General features: G+C 70.7%; 15 protein-coding genes and 3 pseudogenes. 7 read left to right on the top strand and 11 right to left on the bottom strand.

Annotated features, from left to right (window positions below; all coding sequences use genetic code 11):
- Positions 1-69: 69 nt before the first annotated feature.
- On the top strand, positions 70-2049 hold the full coding sequence (locus AB0O19_RS25355) for an AfsR/SARP family transcriptional regulator (RefSeq protein ID WP_363622603.1): 1980 nt from the start codon (positions 70-72) through the stop codon (positions 2047-2049).
- 75 nt (positions 2050-2124) lie between these two features.
- On the opposite strand, the gene AB0O19_RS25350 is transcribed toward AB0O19_RS25355, so the two are convergent.
- Entirely contained in the window at positions 2125-4194 is a 2070-nt protein-coding gene (locus AB0O19_RS25350; RefSeq protein WP_363622775.1) for an ATP-binding domain-containing protein, read from the bottom strand.
- 522 nt (positions 4195-4716) lie between these two features.
- On the opposite strand from AB0O19_RS25350, the gene AB0O19_RS25345 reads away from it, so the two are divergent.
- Together AB0O19_RS25345 and AB0O19_RS25340 are read left to right on the top strand one after the other, a co-directional pair.
- Positions 4717-5487: an SDR family oxidoreductase gene (locus AB0O19_RS25345; RefSeq protein ID WP_363622601.1), complete on the top strand. Its 771-nt coding sequence runs from the start codon at positions 4717-4719 to the stop codon at positions 5485-5487.
- Positions 5488-5633: 146 nt separating this feature from the next.
- Positions 5634-6206, top strand: coding sequence for a dihydrofolate reductase family protein (locus tag AB0O19_RS25340; protein WP_363622599.1), 573 nt, complete (start codon positions 5634-5636; stop codon positions 6204-6206).
- Positions 6207-6254: 48 nt separating this feature from the next.
- Here AB0O19_RS25340 and AB0O19_RS25335 read toward each other — a convergent pair whose 3' ends face one another.
- The 4 genes from AB0O19_RS25335 to AB0O19_RS25320 form a co-directional block, all read right to left on the bottom strand.
- Positions 6255-6896 carry a hypothetical protein gene (locus AB0O19_RS25335; protein WP_363622597.1) on the bottom strand — a complete coding sequence of 214 codons (642 nt, stop codon included), beginning with the start codon at positions 6894-6896 and terminating at the stop codon, positions 6255-6257.
- 61 nt (positions 6897-6957) lie between these two features.
- Positions 6958-8763, bottom strand: a complete 1806-nt coding sequence (locus AB0O19_RS25330; RefSeq protein WP_363622595.1) for an ABC transporter ATP-binding protein — start codon at positions 8761-8763, stop codon at positions 6958-6960.
- 232 nt (positions 8764-8995) lie between these two features.
- Entirely contained in the window at positions 8996-9220 is a 225-nt protein-coding gene (locus AB0O19_RS25325) for a hypothetical protein (RefSeq protein WP_363622593.1), read from the bottom strand.
- 236 nt (positions 9221-9456) lie between these two features.
- The gene (locus tag AB0O19_RS25320) at positions 9457-9822 is read right to left on the bottom strand and encodes a hypothetical protein (RefSeq protein WP_363622591.1); all 366 of its coding nucleotides are present in this window, start codon (positions 9820-9822) and stop codon (positions 9457-9459) included.
- A gap of 358 nt (positions 9823-10180) precedes the next feature.
- Here AB0O19_RS25320 and AB0O19_RS25315 point away from each other — a divergent pair, with 358 nt between their 5' ends.
- The gene (locus AB0O19_RS25315) at positions 10181-10861 is read left to right on the top strand and encodes a hypothetical protein (RefSeq protein ID WP_363622589.1); all 681 of its coding nucleotides are present in this window, start codon (positions 10181-10183) and stop codon (positions 10859-10861) included.
- A 115-nt stretch (positions 10862-10976) separates the two neighbouring features.
- Here AB0O19_RS25315 and AB0O19_RS25310 read toward each other — a convergent pair whose 3' ends face one another.
- The 3 genes and pseudogenes from AB0O19_RS25310 to AB0O19_RS25300 all read right to left on the bottom strand — a co-directional run bounded on the left by AB0O19_RS25310 (position 10977) and on the right by AB0O19_RS25300 (position 14510).
- Complete coding sequence (locus AB0O19_RS25310; protein ID WP_363622587.1) at positions 10977-12263, bottom strand: ParB N-terminal domain-containing protein; 1287 nt, start codon at positions 12261-12263, stop codon at positions 10977-10979.
- Positions 12263-12775: pseudogene (locus AB0O19_RS25305) on the bottom strand (ParA family protein); the annotation flags it as partial. The gene AB0O19_RS25310 and the pseudogene AB0O19_RS25305, both read right to left, overlap by 1 nt.
- Before the next feature lie 646 nt (positions 12776-13421).
- Complete coding sequence (locus AB0O19_RS25300) at positions 13422-14510, bottom strand: alpha/beta hydrolase (RefSeq protein ID WP_363622585.1); 1089 nt, start codon at positions 14508-14510, stop codon at positions 13422-13424.
- A gap of 246 nt (positions 14511-14756) precedes the next feature.
- Here AB0O19_RS25300 and AB0O19_RS25295 point away from each other — a divergent pair, with 246 nt between their 5' ends.
- The 3 genes and pseudogenes from AB0O19_RS25295 (at position 14757) to AB0O19_RS25285 (ending at position 16667) form a co-directional block, all read left to right on the top strand.
- The gene (locus AB0O19_RS25295; RefSeq protein ID WP_363622773.1) at positions 14757-15368 is read left to right on the top strand and encodes a TetR/AcrR family transcriptional regulator; all 612 of its coding nucleotides are present in this window, start codon (positions 14757-14759) and stop codon (positions 15366-15368) included.
- A gap of 134 nt (positions 15369-15502) precedes the next feature.
- On the top strand, positions 15503-15898 hold the full coding sequence (locus tag AB0O19_RS25290) for a hypothetical protein (protein ID WP_363622583.1): 396 nt from the start codon (positions 15503-15505) through the stop codon (positions 15896-15898).
- Between the two features lie 238 nt (positions 15899-16136).
- Positions 16137-16667, top strand: a pseudogene (locus AB0O19_RS25285) (helix-turn-helix domain-containing protein).
- A 223-nt stretch (positions 16668-16890) separates the two neighbouring features.
- On the opposite strand, the gene AB0O19_RS25280 reads toward AB0O19_RS25285, so the two are convergent.
- The 3 genes and pseudogenes from AB0O19_RS25280 to AB0O19_RS25270 form a co-directional block, all read right to left on the bottom strand.
- Entirely contained in the window at positions 16891-17430 is a 540-nt protein-coding gene (locus AB0O19_RS25280) for an SMI1/KNR4 family protein (protein ID WP_363622581.1), read from the bottom strand.
- A gap of 1078 nt (positions 17431-18508) precedes the next feature.
- Positions 18509-18796, bottom strand: a pseudogene (locus tag AB0O19_RS25275) (IS5/IS1182 family transposase); the annotation flags it as partial.
- A 750-nt stretch (positions 18797-19546) separates the two neighbouring features.
- The gene (locus AB0O19_RS25270) at positions 19547-19828 is read right to left on the bottom strand and encodes a hypothetical protein (protein ID WP_363622579.1); all 282 of its coding nucleotides are present in this window, start codon (positions 19826-19828) and stop codon (positions 19547-19549) included.
- Between the last annotated feature and the right edge of the window lie 14 nt (positions 19829-19842).

Below are 19842 nucleotides of genomic sequence, written 5' to 3'. Positions count from 1 at the left end.
GCTACGGCCCGATCAGCAGCCAATCAGTTCGGTCAAGCGCAGCCGACCCCCGGCACGGAGGATGGGGGCATGCGAATCGACGTGCTCGGTGCCGTGCGGGCCCTCCGCGACGACGGCAGCCCGATCGACCTGGGCGGCCCCCGCCATCGTGAGGTGCTCGCCCGGCTCGTCGCCGCCGAGGGGCGGATGGTCACCACCGACACCCTCGTCGACGACCTGTGGATCGATCCACCGGCCCGCGCCGTGGGCGCTCTGCGTACGTTCGTCGCCGCGCTGCGCCGTGCCCTCGAACCCGACCGGCCGCCGCGCGATCCGCCGCGCGTCATCGTCACCGAAGGGCCCGGCTACGCGTTGCGCCTGCCGCGCGAGGACGTGGACGTCCACCGGTTCCAGGACACCCTGGCCCGCGCCCGGCGCGGCCCCGGCACAGTGCCCGGCCCCGACACAGCTACCGGCCCCGACACGGTGGCCGACCTCAGCGCGGCGCTCAAGGACTGGCGCGGACCCGCGTACGCCGATGTGACCGGCGCCGCATGGGCGCAGCGCGAGCGGACCCGGCTGGAGGAATTGCGGCTGGAGGGGGTGGAACTGCGCGCCCGCCTCCTCCTCGACTCCGGTGAAGGTGAAGGGGCCGGTCTCGTCGCCGAACTGGGCGCCCACGTCGCCGAACAGCCGTGGCGCGAGCCGGCCTGGGGGCTGCTGGCCCGCGCGCTGTACCGCGCGGGGCGCCAGGCCGACGCGCTGGCCACCCTCCGCCGAGCCCGCGCGATGCTCGTCGATCAACTCGGACTCGACCCTGGCGCCGAACTCCGGCGTCTGGAGACGGACATCCTCAACGGGGCCGCTCCCCTCGAAGGCGCCCGTACCGGGTGGAGCGGCCCCGGCTTCCGACTCGGCCCGCGCACCACCGTGGATCTGGCCCGCACCCTCGCACTGGCGGGTGGCGACGCCCTCGTCCACTCGCGACGCGACCGCCTCGCCGCCGTCCAGGCCGCGGAACGCACGGGAGACCTCCTCCTGACCGCCCGGATCATCGGCGCCTACGACGTGCCCGCCGTCTGGAGCCGGGCCGACGACCCCGAGCAGTCCCGCGCGGTCGTCGCGGCTGCCGAACGCACGCTCACCGCGCTCGGCCCCGACGGCCCCGCCGGCTTGTCGGCCCGCCTCCTGGCCACGGTCGCCGTCGAGAGCCGCAGCGCCGACCTGTCCGCGGCCGAGTTGGGCCGCGCCCAGCAGGCGGCACAACAGGCGGAGGCACTGGCGCGGGGCCTGGCCGATCCCGCCCTGCTGGTCTTCGCCCTCAACGGGGTGTTCCTGCAGTCCTTCACCCGCCCCGGCCTCGCGGCGGTACGGGACGGGATCGGCGCCGAGATCCTCGACCTGGCCGCCCGGCACGAGCTGCCGAACTTCGCCGTACTCGGCCGACTCGTCCGCCTCCAGTCCGCCTCGGCCCTCGGAGACCTCGACGCCGCGGCCTCGCACGCCGAAGCTGCCAACCGACTCGCCGCCACCACCGAGGCGCCCCTCGTCCCCGTCCTCACCGGGTGGTTCCGGGCCCGGGCCACGGCCGCCCGCAGCACCGAACCCGGCGGGCCGACCGCCGCCACGGCCGCAGCGCACTACCGGGCCGCCGAGAACGCCCTCCAGCGGGCCGGAATGCCGGGGCTGCACCGCGGCCTGTTCGCGCTCGCCCTCCTCGGGCTGCGCCTGCTGCACGACCGGCCCGCGCCCACCGACCCGCACCTCGACTGGGGCCCGTACCGGGCTTGGGCGCGCCCCCTCGTGCTGCTCGCCCAGGACCGGGTCGAGGAGGCCCGTACCGCGCTCGCCGCGGTGCCCGAGCCCGCGCGCGACCACATGCAGGAGGCCATGTGGTGCCTGACCGCCCGCGCCGCCGTTCGCCTCGGCGAGCCCGGTATCGCCGCACGCGCCGGGGCTTCCCTGCGCGGTGCCCGTGCGGAGCATGCCGGCGCCGCCAGTGGAATGCTGACGCTGGGCCCGGTGGCGCGGTACCTGGCGGAGGCGGAGGCTTGCGCCGGAGCGGGGTAGGCGATGCTGCCCGGGTACACCGCGCCCCCGGCCGGCACCTCGCCGTCTACCGGGCCGGGCCCGGCGCCGCCCGGCCTACCCTGCGGTCCTGATCACGCACAGGCGGCGGGTGGCACGGGTGAGGGCGACGTACAGGTCGCGTTCGCCGGCCCGGCGGGCGGCGGTGATCTGGTCGGGGTCGACGACGAGGACGGCGTCGAACTCCAGGCCGCGCGCCTCGGAGGCGGGGACGAGGCGGACGTGTCCGGGCAGGCCGGCGGCCTCCAGTTCCGGCAGGCGGGCGTCCGCGCAGACCACGGCGAGGAGGTCGCCGGGGTGGGCGGCCGTCTGGGCGCGCAGTTCGGCCAGGACGGCGGCGGCGAGGCCGTGGGCCGGGGCGGTGAGGGTGCGCGGGGGTTCGCCGTGGCGGATGGCGCGGGCGCGGGCCTGGCCGGGGGCGATGCGGGCGAGCAGGTCGGTGGTGGCGGCGAGGATCTCCTGCGTGGTGCGGTAGCTGACGGTCAGGGTGTGCAGGTCGAAGCGGCTCCCGGTGTGCGGGTGGAGGGCCTCGTGCCAGTCGCGGGCCTGGGCGGCGGGGCCGGCCTGGGCGAAGTCGCCGACGACGGTCATCGATCGGGTGGGGCAGCGGCGCAGCACGGCGCGCCACTGCATCGCGGTGAGTTCCTGGGCCTCGTCGACGACGACGTGGCCCCAACTGCGCTGCGGGGGGCCGTCGAGCAGGGCGGCGGCCTCGTCCAGCAGCGGCAGGTCGGCGTCGGTCCACGGGGCGTCGGGGGCGCGCAGCAGGCGGGCGCGCTGGTCGTCGGAGAGGTGGGGCAGGTGGGCGGTGAGGGCGGCGGGGTCGGTGAGCAGGGCGCGGACGGCGTCGTGCGGGGTGAGGGCGGGCCAGTGGGTGTCGAGGACGCGGTCGAGGTGCGGGTCGTCCAGCAGGGCCGCGCGGACGGCCTCGGCGTCGAAGGTGCCGTCGGTACCCGCGGTGTCGCCGGTACCCACGGTGCCGTCGATACCCGGAGCGTCGCCGGTACCCGGGGCGTCGTGGGCACGTGAGCCGTCGAGACCGAGCCGGCGCAGATCGGCGGCGGCGACGCGGTCGAGGTTGAGGCCGGTGAGCTGGGCGACCTCGGCGTCGAGCTGGTCGAGGGTGTCGGCGGTGTCGCGTTCGAGGGCGCGGGTGAGGGCGTCGGCCAGCAGGTCCTTGAACAGGTCGCGGGCACGGTTGTGGGCGAGGCCGTCGGCGGTGGCGGCGCGGGCGGCGGCGGCGAGGTCGGACTGCGGCAGGTGCACCTCCTCCTGGCCGACCCGTATGGCCAGGCCGTCCGCCGCCGGGGCCTGGTGGGCGCGGACCACGGCGGCCAGGGCGTCGGCGAGGGCGGGGTCGCCCTTGAGGCGGGCGGTCTGCGGCTCCTCGGGCGCCGCCGGGCCGGGGGTGGCGGGGGCGAGGTCCGCGCAGGTCGCCAGGGCGACGTCGTTCTCGCCGAGCGAGGGCAGCACCTGACAGATGTAGTCCAGGAAGCGGGTGTTGGGGCCCAGGACGAGGACACCGCGTTCGGCGGCGCGCGGGAAGGCGTACAGCACGTAGGCGGCGCGGTGCAGGGCCACCACCGTCTTTCCGGTGCCGGGGCCGCCCTGTACGACCGTCACCCCCCGGTGGCGGGAGCGGACGATCGCGTCCTGCTCGGTCTGGAGGGTGGCGACCGCTGCGCCCATGCGTCCGGTGCGCCGGGCCGACAGGGCCTCCAGCAGCGGGCCGTCGCCGATCACGTCCTCACGGGTGGGGTCGGAACCGTCCAGCAGTTCGTCGCTGACGGCGGCGACGGTGCGGCCGTCCAGACGCAGGTGGCGCCGGCGCCGCAGGCCCATCGGGTGGACGGGCGTGGCCTCGTAGAAGGGCCTGGCGGCCTCGGCCCGCCAGTCCACCAGCAGCGGCAGTTCGTCCGCCTCGGTGTGCAGGCCCAGGCGCCCGATCCGCAGCGTGGTGCCGTCGGCGGTGTCGAGGCGGCCGAACACCAGCCCGTGGCCGGCGCCTTCCAGGCGGCGCACCTCCCCGGCCCACCGCGCGGCCGCCACGTCCCGCTCGTACACGGCCCCGGCGCCGTCGGCGGGCGCGGCGAGGGTACGGGCCAGTTCGGCGCGCGTCTGCTCCAGGCGCCGGTCGTACTCGGCGCACACGACCCCCACCTGCACGTTTTCCGCCTGCACCTGGCACTCGGCACGGTCATCGCTGTACGGCACGACGGGCCTCCTCTCGGGTTCGGGCCGTCACTATGCGGGGGCGGGCGGGGAAAAGTAAAAGTTGACGAACGTACCGCCGCTGCGCCCTTCGCCCCGCGCTTCCCCAACTCTCGTCCTATGCAACGAATCTGACGAAGCATCAGCCAGAGACGTACGAGTGGTCGCCGAGGACGTCGAGGCCGCAGGTCAGCGGCCGGCGGCGGCGCACGACGGAACCGGCACGCCATAGGCCTTCCCTATGGCGTCTGCTGACACTTCGTCTTTGCCTCTCGCTCTTTTCCGGCCGTACCGTGAAACAGCTCGACGAGGCACCCACCACGATTTCCCTGAAGTATTCGCGCTCCCTGAGGAATTCGCACCTGCGCGCCAGGTCGATTCCCATTCCGTCGAGCGGACGAACACCCGGACGAACACGCGATCGAGAGGACCAAGAAAATGACCACGACCCAAAACGGACCAGGCACGCAGGAACTCGCAGGCAAGCGGGCCCTGGTCACGGGTGGTTCTCGCGGAATCGGAGCAGCCATCGTGCGCCAACTCCTGGACGCGGGCGCCAAGGTGCTCACGACCGCCAGGTCGGCGACGGGCACCGTCCCGGAGGGGGCCGCCTTCGTGGCGGCCGACGTGCGAACGCGGGCCGGCGCGGAGGCGCTCTCCACGGCCGCGCAGGAGGTGCTCGGCGGGGTGGACATCCTGGTCCACAACGTGGGCGGGGCGCAGCCGCACCACGGCGCCCTGGCCATCCCCGACGAGGAGTGGCAGAACGCGCTGGACCTGAACTTCCTGGCGTCGGTGCGGTTGGACGCGCTGCTGGCACCGGGGATGCGGGAACGGCGTTCGGGGGCGATCGTGCACGTCTCCTCGGCCGCCGTCCCGACCGTGGCACCGCCGTTCCTGCACTACGTGGCCGCGAAGGCGGCGCTGGAGGCCTACAGCCGGGGGCTGGCCGCCGAGCTGGCCCCGCACGGGATCCGGGTCAACACCGTGTCTCCCGGCCGAACCGCCACCCCCGGCGGCGAAGCGACGCGCGAGCAGTGGGCACGCCTGGACGCGGGGCCGGGCCAGGACACCACGACTCCCCCGCTGGGACGCGACGGCCGACCCGACGACATCGCCCACGCGGTGCTGTTCCTCCTGTCCGGCCGGGCGAGCTGGCTGACGGGGAGCAACCTCGTCGTGGACGGCGGCGAATTCCCCAGGGGCTGACGGCAACGCACAGCGGCCCCGGCTGGCGGCCTCGTTCGGCCGGCACGGCTACCTTGATCACATCGGCGGCCGACAGCAGGGCGTCCGATGCCGACCAGGTCGGCGAGCCCGGAAGAATCCAGATCCGAGACACCGAGGAACCAGAGATGCGTACCCTGATCAGCACCGCCTTCATCTCGCTCGACGGCGTTGTGGAAGGCCCGGGCGGGGAGCCCGGCTACCGGAACTCCGGCTGGACCTTCAAGGACATCGAATTCCTTCCCGAGGCCTTCGAGATCAAGGGGCGGGAGCAGCAGGAGGCCACCGCGATGCTGCTGGGGCGGGCCAGCTACGAGGCGTTCAGCCAGGTGTGGCCCGACATGGCGGACTTCGCCGACTACAAGGTGATGCCGAAGTACGTCGTCTCCACCACCCTCACCGAGGACGACCTGGTGTCGAACTGGGGCGAGACCACGATCCTGCGCTCACTCGACGAGGTTGCCGCGCTGAAGCGGACCGAGGGCGGCCCGATCATCGTGCACGGCAGTGCGACCCTGAACCAGGCCCTCTCCGACGCCGGTCTGGTCGACCGCTACCACCTGCTCGTCTTCCCGCTCCTGCTCGGCGCGGGCAAGCGCCTGTTCAGCACCACGGACAAGGACACCCAGAAGCTGACGCTCGTCGAGCACGAGGTCTACCCCAACGGTCTGCAGAAGCAGGTCTTCGACGTCGTCCGCTGACGTTCCCCGCAGCCCCGGAAAGCCCCCGCGCCAACGACTGCGCGGGGGCTACAGGTCCGCGAGCCAGGGATGCCCCGGGTGTACGCGGGCGAGCAGTTCGGCCAGGGTCCCGCGCTGGGCCGGGGTCATCAGCGGGACGGTCGTGTCGAAGTCCGCCTGGTCCTTCCGGCGGAGGTGCTTGGCCTTGAACAGCAGGACCAGCTCGGGCACCAGGTACGGGATGCCGCCTGCCGTGCGGCGGATGATGTCGCCGTAGGGAAAGCGGATCCTCTCATCGCGCCGGCAGATCCAGACGTCGCCGTCGTGCGGTTCGCGGAACACATCGAGCAGGTAGTCACCGGTGGCCGGATCGCGCAGCCAGGTCTGATGGGTGGCGGCCAGCACCCCCGGTGCGGCGTCCTCCCAGATCCGGCCGCTGCCCGCCGCGTCGAAGACGTACCCGGGGAAGCGACTGCGGACCTCGGGAAAGCTCGCGGCCGGAATCGCGATCTCGATGTCCTCGTGCGCACGCGCCTGCCCGCCCCGGAAGAGGTCCAGCGCCCATCCCGCGGCCACACACCACGGCGTGCCGACCCCCGCCAACCGCCGCGCGACCTCGTCCGGCCTCCAGCACGACGACCACCTGTCGTCGAGGGCCGCGACCTCGTCGGACGACAGCCCGATCCCACCGCCGGGCAGTTGCTCGCTCACGCGAGGAATCTACCAACAGGCCCGCAGGGCCGTGGCCGAGATCGGTACGCCCGGGCACGCCTCAGGGGACGGCCTCCACGGACTCGCCCGGCGGGTGGTGCAACCGGTGCAGGCCGGCGTAGGCGGAGCTGCGGAGGAGGAGCTCGGTGTGGGTGCCGTGGGCGACGATCCGGCCCTGGTCGAGCAGGACGATCTGGTCGGCGTCGCGGACGGTCAGCAGGTTGTGCGAAATGATGATCGTCGTGCGATCGGCCATGAGCAGGCGCAACGGGCCCATGATCCGCTGGCTCGACTCCGCGTCCAGGGCCGTGGTGGGCTCGTCGAGGATGAGGACGGGGGCGTCCCGGACCATCGCGCGGGCGATCGCGAGGCGCTGACGCTGGCCGCCGGAGAGCAGCCGGCCGCGCTGGCCGACCAGGGTGTCGTAGCCGTCCGGGAGCCGGGTGATGAACTCGTGGGCGTCCGCCGCCCGGGCCGCCGCCAGGATCTCGGCCTCACTCGCCTCGGGGCGCCCGTAGGCGATGTTCTCCCGGACGGTGCCGTGGAAGACCAGGGTCTCCTGGAGCACCACCGCGACGTTCTCGCGCAGGTCGGTGAGGGCGAGGTCGCGCAGGTCGAGGCCGTCGAGCCGCACCGCGCCGTCGTCCGGGTCGTAGAAGCGCAAGAGCAGCTTGGCGACGGTGGACTTGCCCGCGCCGCTGGCGCCGACCAGGGCCAGCGTCTCCCCCGGCGCCACCTCGAAGGACACCTCCGACAGTGCGGGCGCCTCCACGTCCGGGTAACGGAAGGTGACGTCGTCGAACTCGATCCCGCCCCGGGCGCGGCCGAGCGGCCGGGGGGTGGCGGGATCGGTCACCTGTGGACGCTGGTCGAGCAGTTCGATGATCCGCTCGGCGGCGGCGGAGGCCGCGTAGAAGGTGTTGCCGAGCCCGGACATGCTCTGGATCGGGCCGTAGAGCCTGCTCAGCAGGGTGAGGAAGACGATGAGGCCACCGAAGGTGAGCCGGCCGTGCACGAGTTCCCAGGCCCCGAGGCCCATCACCACCAGGCCGCCTAGCAGTTCGACGAAGTCGACCGTCGGCCCGTAGAGCGCTCCGATCCTGGTCGAGGCCATCGCCGCGTGGTACCGGCCGATGCTCTCGCGCTGGAATCGGGCGTGCTCCCAGTCCTGGCGGTTGTACGCCTGGACGAGCGCGATGTTGCCGAGCGACTCCTCGGCGACCGCGCTGATCGAGCCGCTGCGCCGACGGCGTTCGCGCGAGGCCGCCCGGATCAGCTTGGCGAAGCGGCGGGCGGTGAGGAAGAACAGCGGCGCGGCGATTAGCGCGACCAGGGTCAGGTCCCAGCGCAGCACCAGCAGCAGGCCGACGTAGATGCCGAGCCGCGCCACCTGGCCGAGCGCGTTGACGATGCCGGAGAGCAGGAAGGTCTCGACCGCGTCCACGTCGCCGGTCACCCGGGACAGCACGTCGCCGAGCCGCCGGCGCTCGAAGAAGCCCAGCGACAGGCCCTGGATGTGCCGGAACACGTCCGACCGCAGGATGAGCAGGAAGCGTTCGCTGACCCAGGTGGAGATCACCCGGCGGGCGAAGCCCAGTACTCCGGAGAGCAGGGTCAGCCCCGCATAGGCGAGGGCGATCGGCAGGAACAGGTCCAGCCGGTGCGGAATGAGCATGTCGTCGATGACGATCTTGAACAGCCAGATCTCCATCGCCTCGATCGCCGGGCCCACCGCGACCAGGGCCAGCAGCACCACCAGCCACCGGCGGCCGCCCTTGGTGTAGGGCCAGAAGCGCCGGAAGATCGCCATGAGCGGGACCGGCGGTGCCGCGGCGACCACATCGGAGGTCTCGGCGACCGTGAGCAAGCGTCGCAGAGCCGACCGAAGGCTGTGTTTCCTCGTCATCTCACGGTCTTCTCGCTCGTCCCCGAGCCCAGATCACTTCCGGATTGAGAGGAACTCCCGATCAAAGAGGCCCTGCTCCGGGAATGGAAGGTCTCCACACGCACGGCCGGCGCGGGTCCGCGTGGGGTCGCTCCCGGCCGACACGGCAAAGCCGGGCACACGTGCCCGGCCCGCTCTCACAGGGAAGCGATCCTTACCACCGGCCTCCGTAGCCGCCTCCGTAGCCGCCGCGGTCGCCTCCGTAGCCGCCGTAGCCGCCGTAGCCGCCACGGTCGCCGCCGAAGTCGTCACGGAAGTCGTCGTAGCCGCCGTAGCCGCCACGGTCGTCACCGAAGTCGCCGTAGTCGCCACCGCGACCACCGCCGCCCCAGTCGTCACGGAACCGACCGAAGGACTGGAACTGTCCGAGGAATGACATGAGCAACCTTCTTTCGAAGTCCCCCTCGCTCCATCGTCATCCTCACCTCCGCGATGCACAAGCATCGAGTGCGCTAAATGTGAAAATTTGATAATTTTTCCGGATTGTCCAAATCGGCGGCCGCCTGCTTCGATTTTCTGGTCAAGAATCCCCCAAGAAACCGTGTGTGACGAGCCGCCACCCGATCTGCCGATTTCGGGGTGAACCATTGCTCCCGAGCAATCATTCACCTTGCGTCATAGCCATACAGCCATGCCGGGAGCGACCGGATAGCGCAGCCCCAGGGCAGTAGCGGTACACCGGTGTCGGATAGTCCGCGCCATAGCCTTCGCGCCACCCGAGGTACGCCTCCAATGCGGGTGGTTCATCGGTGGTTCGTCACGGTACTCGGTGAAGGACAGGGCACCACCCCAGCGGCCGAACCCGCCATCGGCGACCTCGAGATAGATCCGGGCGACCTCGAGATAGACCCGTCTGAGCAAAGGCGGCATGAGGTGCCCCACAACCGCTTCGAGCCCGGACACAGCCTCCGGAAGCGCAGGCGAAGGACGCCCTCCGGCATTCTGCTCGATGAGCCGCTTGATGATCTCGTCCTCCGTCACAGGGCCTTCGTATCAGACACCACCGACACTGCGTGCCCTGGCCCGAGCCCGCGGACGGATCGCTGACGGTACGGCGCAGGGCCCTCGAAGCTCGGTGGGCGTCACCGTGACCGTGGCCGCGTCCGAGACCGGCGGCGGCCGCGTCAGCCGCATCTGGGCGTCCGCAACCCGGAGACTCCGCGCGTGGACCGGGAACGAACAGACCTGACCGCACGCCACGGCGGAACGCATCAGCCGACACGTCGTCAAATCGCCTTCCCCATGCGAACTTTCGGGCGGCCGAAACCATTCTTCGTCACCACCCGAGTCCGCGACGAGGCCTCCTCCGGGAGCACCGTCGTGGGTTATGGTCGGTCCCATGCTGACGGAGTGGGCCTGGATAGCAGCGAAGCTGGTGACGACTCCCGAGACGAAGATCAAGGTCGTCGACTACGGATACCGTCCGTTCGGAACGTACGCCGAGGCACGTCGCAACCTCCTGGAGCACCTTGAGGACGAGAAGTCCTGCCAGGACTTCAAGGACGCCGCGCGCCTCCTGCGGGCGAACCGGAAAGCGACCAGCGTGGTGTACAGCCCGCTCATCTGGCTGATCCACGATCTCCCCCAGGGAGATGACAGCAAGAGAGCGAGCTACCAACTCATCAAGCGGCTCGAGCCGAGCCTGACCGAGCAACTCCTGCCCGGCCTGGCGACCTCACAGGTCAGCCGGCACGCCCGCCTGGGCGTCGCCCTGCGGGTGCTCAGCGTCGAAGAGGTTTGCGTTCTGATGCGCTGCAAGCCGCAGAAGGCGAGGGCCCATACGGAGATCTGGCTGTCCGGTCGACTCAAGATGCGCACCCAGCACGTTGCCCGCGGCGCGATGTGCCGCAACCACCGGGACCCCGCCTGCACCGCCTGCCGCGGTGGCACCCAGTGGGAGTGGGCGAAGCCGTTCCTGGCGAGCGACCTCGTACAGCACCTGCTGTCGTACCGCATGAGGTGCTATCTCCCGTACGACGGGACGCCCGTGCCGCCCGGGACGTACGAAGCCGGACTATGAGCGACGCCGTTCGGACGGCCGGGGAGGTCCACGCCTCCCTCCCGCAGGCACCGGCGAGGGATGCCGATCCGGTGCCCGCCCCGTGCGAACGACGGGGCGGGCACCGGAGGTCGCGTCAGCTGTTGGTCGTCAGCAGACGGTTGGCCAGGGCGTCGGCGAGGCGGTAGGCCTCGTCGGCCGAGAGGGTGCGACAGATGGCGTCGGCGAGTTCCTCGACGTCATGCCAGTCGACATCGCCGAGCTCCGCGGACGGCGTGGCCGACGGCTGCTCGGCCGGGGAGGCCTCGGCTCGCTGTTCCGGCATCGGAAGAGGCTCGGAATTTTCCGCGGAAAATCGCTCGGCGCTCGGAGCGGACTCCGTGCTCGAAGCGGACTCCGTGCTCGGAGCGGGCTCGGTGCTCTCCCCCGTGCCGGCACTGGCGGGCTTCGACCGGGTAGCCGAAGCCGACGGTTCCACCGGCGACGGATCCACCGGTGACGGCGTGACGGTGGCCGTGGACGCAGCCGTGGCCGTGGTCGCAGCCATGGACGCGCTCTCCGCAGGCCCACTCGCGGATGCGACGGGTCGCTGCGGCGCGGCCTGAGGAGTCACCCCGTCAGCGGAGGCCTGAACCGCCGCCGCCCGGGCCCCCAGCTTCGCCGCCCGCTTCGCCGCGACGGCGTCGGCGTCGGCCTGGAGCAGCTGCTCCAGCTGCTCCGTCTGCTCGGCCAGGGCCATCGCGTCGATGCCCTTGACCGATCCCAGCCGGCGGGCGACGTTGATGGAGATGCCCTCCTCGCCCCGCGCCTTGGCCCGCACCTGCCGCTGCAGCTCGGGGTGGAGCTTCAGCAGGTTCTTGCGGTGCGAGATCCAGCTCTGGGACCAGCCCTCCGACTCGGCGGCCTCCTTGGCGGTGGCGTACTGCGCCACGATGAGCAGGACCGCGTTGGCCTCCTCGATCGGGTCGAAGTCCTTGCGCGCCATGTTCTCGTCGAGCGCCGCGCGCAGCAGGGTCGCCTTGGAGTCCGCCACCGAGTCGTCGACCACGACGAGCAGTTGCTCGCGCCCGTACAGCGCGGCAGCGGCCCGGCGCCGGTTGCCGTTGACGATCACCACGTCCTGCGGGCCCGCACCGAGCAGGCCCTCGTCCTCCGGCCAGAGCCGGAGGTACGCGTCCGGGGTGACGGCGAGGCAGCTCTGCAGCTGGCGGTCCTTGATGCTCGCCAGGTCCGACAGGTCGCCCAGGTCGTCGCGCGGGTTGCGCGGGTTGGGGAGGCAGTTGGCGGTGGGAACCCACCGGGCCGGAGAGTCCGGCCCCGTGGGGACCCACCGGGCCGGAGTCTCCTGGTTGCTGACCACCCCGGGGGCGTCGACGACCGGGTCGGCCGCCATCGAGGCGAAGGAAACACGACGGCCGGCCATCAGCGACCCCCGTACCCGAGCTCGAGGGACAGCCGGAAGAAGTCCTCGCGGGCCCGGTAGGCGGTGCCGCTCTCCTTGTACTGGGTGACGACCGTTCCCTCGGCCACCGCCCGGGAGTGGATCTTGTAACGCCGCAGGACCGTCTTGGCCCGCGGCCACCCCTTCGCGGCGATGTACGCCTCGGTGTCCTCCAGGTCGGCGCGGCCGTCCCGGGGGTCCCAGTTGTTGATGACGACCCGGAAGGGGATGTCCATCGGCTCGATGACCTTCTGGATCGTCCGCGCCGTCGGGTCGAAGCACAACGGCTCGGTGATCATCGGGACCAGGACGTCATCCGCTATCTCCAGAGCACTGCGCAGGATCTCCTCGTCGGCCAGGGTGCCCGGCGTGTCGATGAAGATGTGCTCGTACTCGTCCTTCTCGCCGAGGACGTCGAAGGTGCACGCCGCGAGGTTCACCGTGGTCGTGGTCTTGCCGACGCCGCCCTTCTGGTTGGCGATGACGTGGACCTTGGCACCGGTCTTCTTGAGGTGGAGCAGCTGATCGGCCTGGTCGTGCGCCGCCATGAAATCGAAGGGCAGGTTGTCCCCCACCCGCTCCGCCCAGACGACGGCCGATCCCTGAGGGTCAGTGGACACGACAAGTACAGATGGCTTCATGATGTTCCGTTCTCTCCGTGGGCTTCCCGGGCCGCTTGCCCGGTACTGCGGATGCCCGCCGATCAAAGCCGGTGACGGCGGACTGGAACAGCATTCCAGATGATCAGGCCTGATGCCGACACGACCCGCGTGTCATGAAGCACAATGTCCGTTTCGCTGAGCCCCTGATTTCCGAGGACCTCCCGGATATCCCCGGCGACCCGGCCCCGAATCCCGCCATCGCAAGAGAGCGTGACGCACGGACAGCGGCATCGGGACTGCGCCGCTGCCGGGGACGCATTCGCCTTCACCGGCCGCCCCGAACAGCCGTGCGCCCACGCCTAGCCCCGGTGCATTGGAACACCGCGCCGCCGTTTCCTGACAGTTCAACAGATCACCGCAGTTCACTATCCGGCACCGCGGGCCCTGGTCAAGAAACGGCAAAGGGCATCACCGCTCCGCCGCGGTCCGGAAAGAAGCTTCTCCCCCCGCAAGCACGGGGTCAGTCGGAAGAGAGCGGTCAGTGGTCACAGCGGTCAGCATCCGGCGCCTGCCGACGGGCGTTCGAGACGGGCCGGGCATCGATCGTCGAGGCCGTGTACGCGGAGTCGACCTCACCGGTGGGGGTGGTAAGGCCGACGCGTGCCGTGGGGGTGCCCTGGGCGCCCGCTCCGTCCCGGTACGGGGCCAGGAACGCGGTCAGGGCGGTCAGCATCGCCTGCGGGGCCTCCTCGGCCGGGTAGTGGCCGCAGTCGGGGAGGACGAGGCCCTGCACGTCGTCGGCGGCGAGCTCCATCGTCTCGCTGACGGAGGCGCCCAGGTTCTCCGCTCCTCCGATCGCCAGGACGGGCAGGGTCAGCCGTCGAGTCCTGCGCTCCTGGTTCTGGGCGATGGTCGTGTCGAGTGCGCGGTAGAACTCGAAGCCGGCTCGCAGGGCTTCCGGGTCGGCGGCGAGGGTGTCGACGTAGTGCTGGACGGCGTGGTCGGGCAGTGCCTTCGCGGACTTCGTGGCGAACTGGTGGCCGAAGTAGAGGTGTTCGCGTCCGCTGACCAACTGTTCGTTGACGTCGGCGAGGCGGTTGAAGGCGAAGTGCCAGAGGCGGTCGTTGGCCTCCCGGCTGCCGAGGAGAGGCGGCGAGGGCGACAACCCCGGGATCGCGGCCTCGGCGACGGCCAGGCGGTCGAGCCGGTCAGGATGGTCCGCAGCCAGGGCGTAACCGGTCCACATCCCGACGTCGTGGCCGACCAGGGCGAACCGCCGGTGCCCGAGCGCGTCCATCAGCGCCACCAGGTCGCGGGCGAGCGTGCCGGTGTCGTACCCGCCCGGGGGTTTGTCGGACAGTCCGACGCCGCGCGGGTCGACCGCGACGACCCGGAAGTCCTGTGCCAGCGCGGGCATCAGGAGGCGCCAGGCGTACCACGTCTGGGGCCAGCCGGCGACCAGCAGCAGCGCAGGCCCTTCGCCGCCGGTGACGGCGTGCAGGCGCAGTTCGCCGGTGTCGACGTAGCGGCTGGTGAAGGCGTCGGCGAAGCCGGCCGGGAGATTCGGCACCTGGGAGACGGAACCGCGGCCTTCGGGCGTGGGCGGGCGGGTCGGCGACAGACTCATGATCATCCTTCGGGGGCACGGGGTTGACGGGTTCGCCGAGACGGCGGGAACCGCCCGGTCCGGCTGGCGGCTGCCGGCCGGTGGCCAGCGGCTGGCCCCGGCAAGTCTTCGGATCCGGGAACCGCCTTTCTGCACGCTAGCCATCTTGGACTGATCAGTCAAAGATGAACTGACCGATCGGTCCAAGATGCGGGTAGGCTCGTCGCGACGACGTGGGACAGCAGAGAAGCAGGAGAGGTGCACACCGTGTCCGGCCGGAAGCAGTTCGACATCAGCGCGGCACTGGACCAGGCCATGCGGGTGTTCTGGCAGCGCGGGTACGCCGACGCCTCACTCGATGCCCTCGGTTCGGCCACTGGCCTGGGCCGCGGCTCCCTCTACGGCGCCTTCGGCAACAAGGACGCCCTGTTCGGCCAGTGCCTCGACCGCTACGCGTCGATCTACGGCACGCAGTACGAGCAGGCGCTCGCGGCACACCCCGGTGATCCGGTGCGCGCGGTCGAGGCGTTCTTCGGCGTCGTCCTGGGCCGCATCGCCGACCCGTCGGTCCCCTCCGGGTGCCTCATCGCCCAGTCCGCCGCGCAGTCGTCGACGCTCAAGGAGGAGAACGGCGCACAGGTGCGCGGCCTGCTCGACGTACAGCGTCAACGGGTACGCGCGGCCCTGGCGGACTCCTCGGCCGACACCCGGACGCTCGACGAGCTCGCCGTGTTCGTCGTCGCCGTCAACCAGTCGCTGGCCGTACTGAGCCGGGTCGGCACCCCCGACGCCGAGCTGCGCTCCGTGGCCCGGCTCGCCTGCACAACGGTGGCCGACACCCTCGCCCGGGCAGCGCCCGAGGACCTCACCCGCAGCTGACGAGCGCGCAGGACGAATGCGACAGCCACCCCGCCATCGACATCCCGACGCTACGACGGCCCGGTCACGGACCGGACCCCACGGCAAGCACGGCGTCGAACTGACCGAGCCCTACCGGGCATTGGAGAAGCACCATGCACCCCTGCGCAACGCCTGAGGCCCGGACGAGGCAGGCGGTGTGGGCGGCGTGGGCGGCCCCGGTGCTGGTCAACGTCGCGCTGGGGCTCGCCGCCATGGTCCCGCTGATGTTCACGCTGGTGTTCTTCCTCAACTACCCGCTGGTCTGGCTCGGGCTCGGGCAGCGCGAACCCACCGAGAACGACGGCCCGATGGTGTGGGTGGTGGCCGGCGTCGTCGTCTGGACGGTCTTCGGCCTGCTGTGGTGGCTGGTCAACCTCGGGCTCCGCAGGCTGACCGGCCTACGGGGCCGCCGTTACTGGTGGGTGAGTGCCGGACTGCTCCTGGTGCCCACGCTCGTCTTCTCACCGTTGCCCGCCGGCCCCTGGACCGTGCTGCGCTGGCTGGCCTGACCGATCCGTCCCCGGCCCCTCCCCCAACCGCACCGGTACCCGTGCCCGTACCCAGGCCCGTGCCGCAGCCGACGGCCCGTAACACCCGGACGTCCACTGGCAGCCGATAGCGGACACCGTCGATGACAGCGGCGCGATCTGAACCAGGCCGGTGCCCGGCACCAACCCCCGTCCGCGTCGGCCGGATCGAGAGCATCCGAGTCCAGGGCGCGCGGCGCTTCCACTACGACATCGCCGCATGCTCTACCGGCTGCTGTACGCCGCGGGCGCCGCGGCCCGCCTCCCAGCTCGCCGAACAGGTCGACGCGGCCCCGTCGTTGGTCAGCTACCACCTGCGCAAGCTGGCCGAGCACGGCTTCGTGACCGAGGCGAGCGACCGCAGTGCGGGCGGCCGCGAGCGGTGGCGGCAGGCGGCTTCCGAGGAGGGCCGGGGCTTTGGGGACTCGGACTTCGCGGGCACGCCCGAGGGGGCCGCCGCAGTCGGCGCGGTCACCCGCGACATCGTCGAGACCCGGACCTCCCAGTACCGCGCGTACCTGGACCAGGGCGCCGCCTGGGGCAAGGTGCGGACGGACTCCGCGTTCAGCTCCGAGTGGGATGATCGACCCGACCCCGGCCGAACTCGCCGAGCTGAACGGCGAACTCGTGACGCTGGGACGACGCTGGGACGACGCTGGCGGAAGCGCGGCAGCGCCGCCAAGGCAACCGGTGACACCGAGGGCCGCGAGCACGTTCCGTGCACCTCTACGGCTTCCCCTTCCGCCCCTGACACCGCCGTCATGTCGCGCCCGATGCCCAGACACCCGCAACTGGCCGTCACGGCGGACCTCGTGCGAGATGTGATGACACACCACATCAGGCCTCTTCAACCAGGTCATGGGCAACACCGAAGACCAGCCTGCCCAGTTCAGGTGTTGCGTCCCCGACACCCGAACAGGACTCCCGCAAAGGGCTTGCCACTCAACCGAGTTCCGTTCCTTCGATGAGATCTATCATTCAACTACCTTGACACAAAAGCGAATTGGCGACTTGGCCGGCTCGACGTGGTCGCGGCCACCGTGGTGCGGCATCGCCTGGGCGACGGCATGGAGCCAGGGTGGCCAGGCTCGGCCAGCCGGCGGAGTAGCCGAGTCGTCATGGGCAGCCCTCCCGAGGTGGTTGTGCCACAGGCCGGGCCCGGCGTCGATGAAGTGCTCGTCGCCGTCACGGCCGGCGAACGGAGCCCACCGCGCTCCCCACCACGGGGCGTCCCGCTGGTCCGGATCATCGGCGTCCCAGATCCTCATCCGCATGGTGCGGATCTCGACGATCCTTTCCGTGGAGTACAGGGGGCCGACCGGAAGGACAGCAAGGTAGACGTCGTCTCCGTCATGGCACAGCAGCGACTCGCACAGATCAGCGGGGATCTCGAACCCGAGTCGTTCCTCGGTGCGCCCGACGGCTTCGGGCGATGCGGGCGGGCGACGCTCGGCCAGGCTGGCCGATGCGTTCTTCGCCGGCCAGACGTCAATGAGGTTCCAGGGCTCGGTCACCGAATCCCAGAGTCTCATGCCACCACGGCGGGCGGGAGTCATCCCCGCGCACCGGGCTCCCCACCCCGCGAGGCGCGCAGCTCTGGTGAACGACGCTCCGCTACGCCCCCAAGCCACGTCCGCCCTCTCCCCCACATCCGGAACTTCGGGTCGATCACCCGACACGTCACGAAGGCTCGACCGTCGACGTGGCTCACCTCGGCCACCGAATCCGAACCGCCTCTTCTCTTGTTTGTACGAACTAAATACCGAAGGACCCGGCCACCGCAGGAAGGCTACGGGTCGGCGTGCCCAGCACCACGCCATCCGAAAACAGCTCCGTACCGAGATTTGTCTATTACTGGTCTTCTGATGTCTTTTGTGTTCAGACCCTTGAGCGTGAAGTGGCCTGCGACGTGCAAATCGCCTCTGACCGCTGAGGAGCCGGCTCCCGAGGCCTCGAAGAAGCCACTCGCGCTCACACCCACTCCGGGCGGGTGCCGAACATCGCACCCGCCGCTCCTTCCGCCGGAAGCTCGTCCCCGGCTCCGCCACCTCCTGGCCGGCCGGCTCGACCTCAGGCGTACCGCAGCTCGCTGCGGCAGCTTGGCAAGTTGGACCTTCACCCGCCCCCCTTCCCCTCCGGTCCCCTGACTTACCGTCGGCCCGGGTTCGTGGCAGCACCGAGGTACCGACCGTCGGCGCCACCGCCAGACTGACCGCGGCTGCGGCCGCTGTCGGAAAGCCCGTCACGAGACATCGCTTCAGCGACTACGCCGATGACGATGACGAGCGCTACTTCGTCGAGGAGCTGACCTTCGCCGATGCGGATGCGATCCTCGCCATGCTGAGGGCGCTGTGCCCACGGCCAGCTCACGGGGCTGCCTGCCGATGCAGATACGGAGTCTGGAGTACCGGCTCGTGCCTCTGCCACGACCGGGCGAGCCGGCACTGATGCGGGAAGGCGGTACAGAACCTGTGGCTGCACGGCCCGGATTGGGACGACGTCGAGACGAACCTGACCGGACGAGGCGGCGCCCGGGAATCGAACCGACCCACGACCTGGGCCGCAGTCGGATCGAGGACGCCGAGCCGATTTGACCGCGCGCTCGACCTCGTTCCGACGCTTGTACATCTTCATGTCGAAGCCCGCAGGCCGGCCTCCTCGGCTGACTCGTCGCCGACGGTTGGCCCGCTGATCCTTCTCCTCCGGGACGGTGTGCTTGAATCTGGCGCCTTCGCAGGTAACGACAGTTGCGGCGGAAGCCGTACGCCCTTGGCGCCGCCAAGGCAGTCCGAGGTGTGCGCGGACGACCACGCCGGGGCCCTTGACCTCGATGCGTTCGAGGACCGACATCAGCTGTGGCATGCCGCCCCACTAGCCAGGTCCTCTCCGAGGTATGAACCGTACGGTCGAGATCGGGAGGTGACGGTCCTGCCCCGGTGAGCACTTTCGGGGCCATCGGTCCGGTCGGATACGAGCTGCTGGCTCGATCGTGAAGGCAGAGGCGCCGTAAAGCAGGTCAAGCGGCGGACGTAGTGATGGCGAACTCGACGCCGCTGTGGATGTCCAGAGCATCGCTTTGGCCGATGGCGCATCGGATTTTCCGCGGAAAATTCAGAGTCCCTCGACTAAGCCCACGGATCGGCCGTCCCCTGCATCGTCCGTTGCTGGCATCGTCCATTGCCGTTGCCGTTGCCGTTGCCGTGGGCACGATGGATGTCCGTCGAGAACTCTGACCGGCCTCCGCGGAGAAGCTCGGAGAGAGCCAACCCGGACGGCATGGGTCAGTGGTACGGAAGCCCTTTGAATGAGCCGGAACCCGAGTCCGAGCCGTGGCTGTGCAGCGCGTGAGCGTGTGCTTGCCAGTCGGCTGGTCCGGATGCTGATGCTGCTCCCCCATCGAAGCCCTCGCATTTTCTGCGGAAAATTCCTCGACTGAGCGGTAGACAGATCGGGCTCCGCGATCGCTGAGTCCCGGTTCCCAGCAATCGGCCCCACCCTCGCGACACAGGAATTGCCGACGGCTTCGACTCCCCTGCGGCCTCCTACGGGGCAGCGCCTATCACGACAAGTGGGGGTCCTCTCCCCCGCTGAGGCACGCTGTGAAAGTGATCAAGCCGATCGCCTGATACGTCACAACCCCTGGATGGCTTCGCCCAAGTCGGAACCGTAGGCGGCCCAACAGATGACCGAGCCGTCGAAGTCGAGCTCGCCCACGTACCAGTCGTCGTCCGCTCGTACGAGACACAGGCCGTGGAAGGCCAGGATGACGTCGGGCCGGAGTGAGACGTAGTCCGCACGGCCGTGCTCCTCGACCACGACCAGTCGTTCGAGGGTGAGCAGGGCGGCTTCAGGATCCCCTGATGCGGAACACACTCGCTCGATCGTCCAGCCATCCGGCAGTCCATCGTTCACCGCCACATGATCGC

This window comes from Kitasatospora sp. NPDC091276, assembly GCF_040684355.1.
Classification (GTDB): domain Bacteria; phylum Actinomycetota; class Actinomycetes; order Streptomycetales; family Streptomycetaceae; genus Kitasatospora.
Note: the sequence above shows the minus strand (reverse complement) of the source record. Positions and strands in the feature narration are given on the sequence as shown.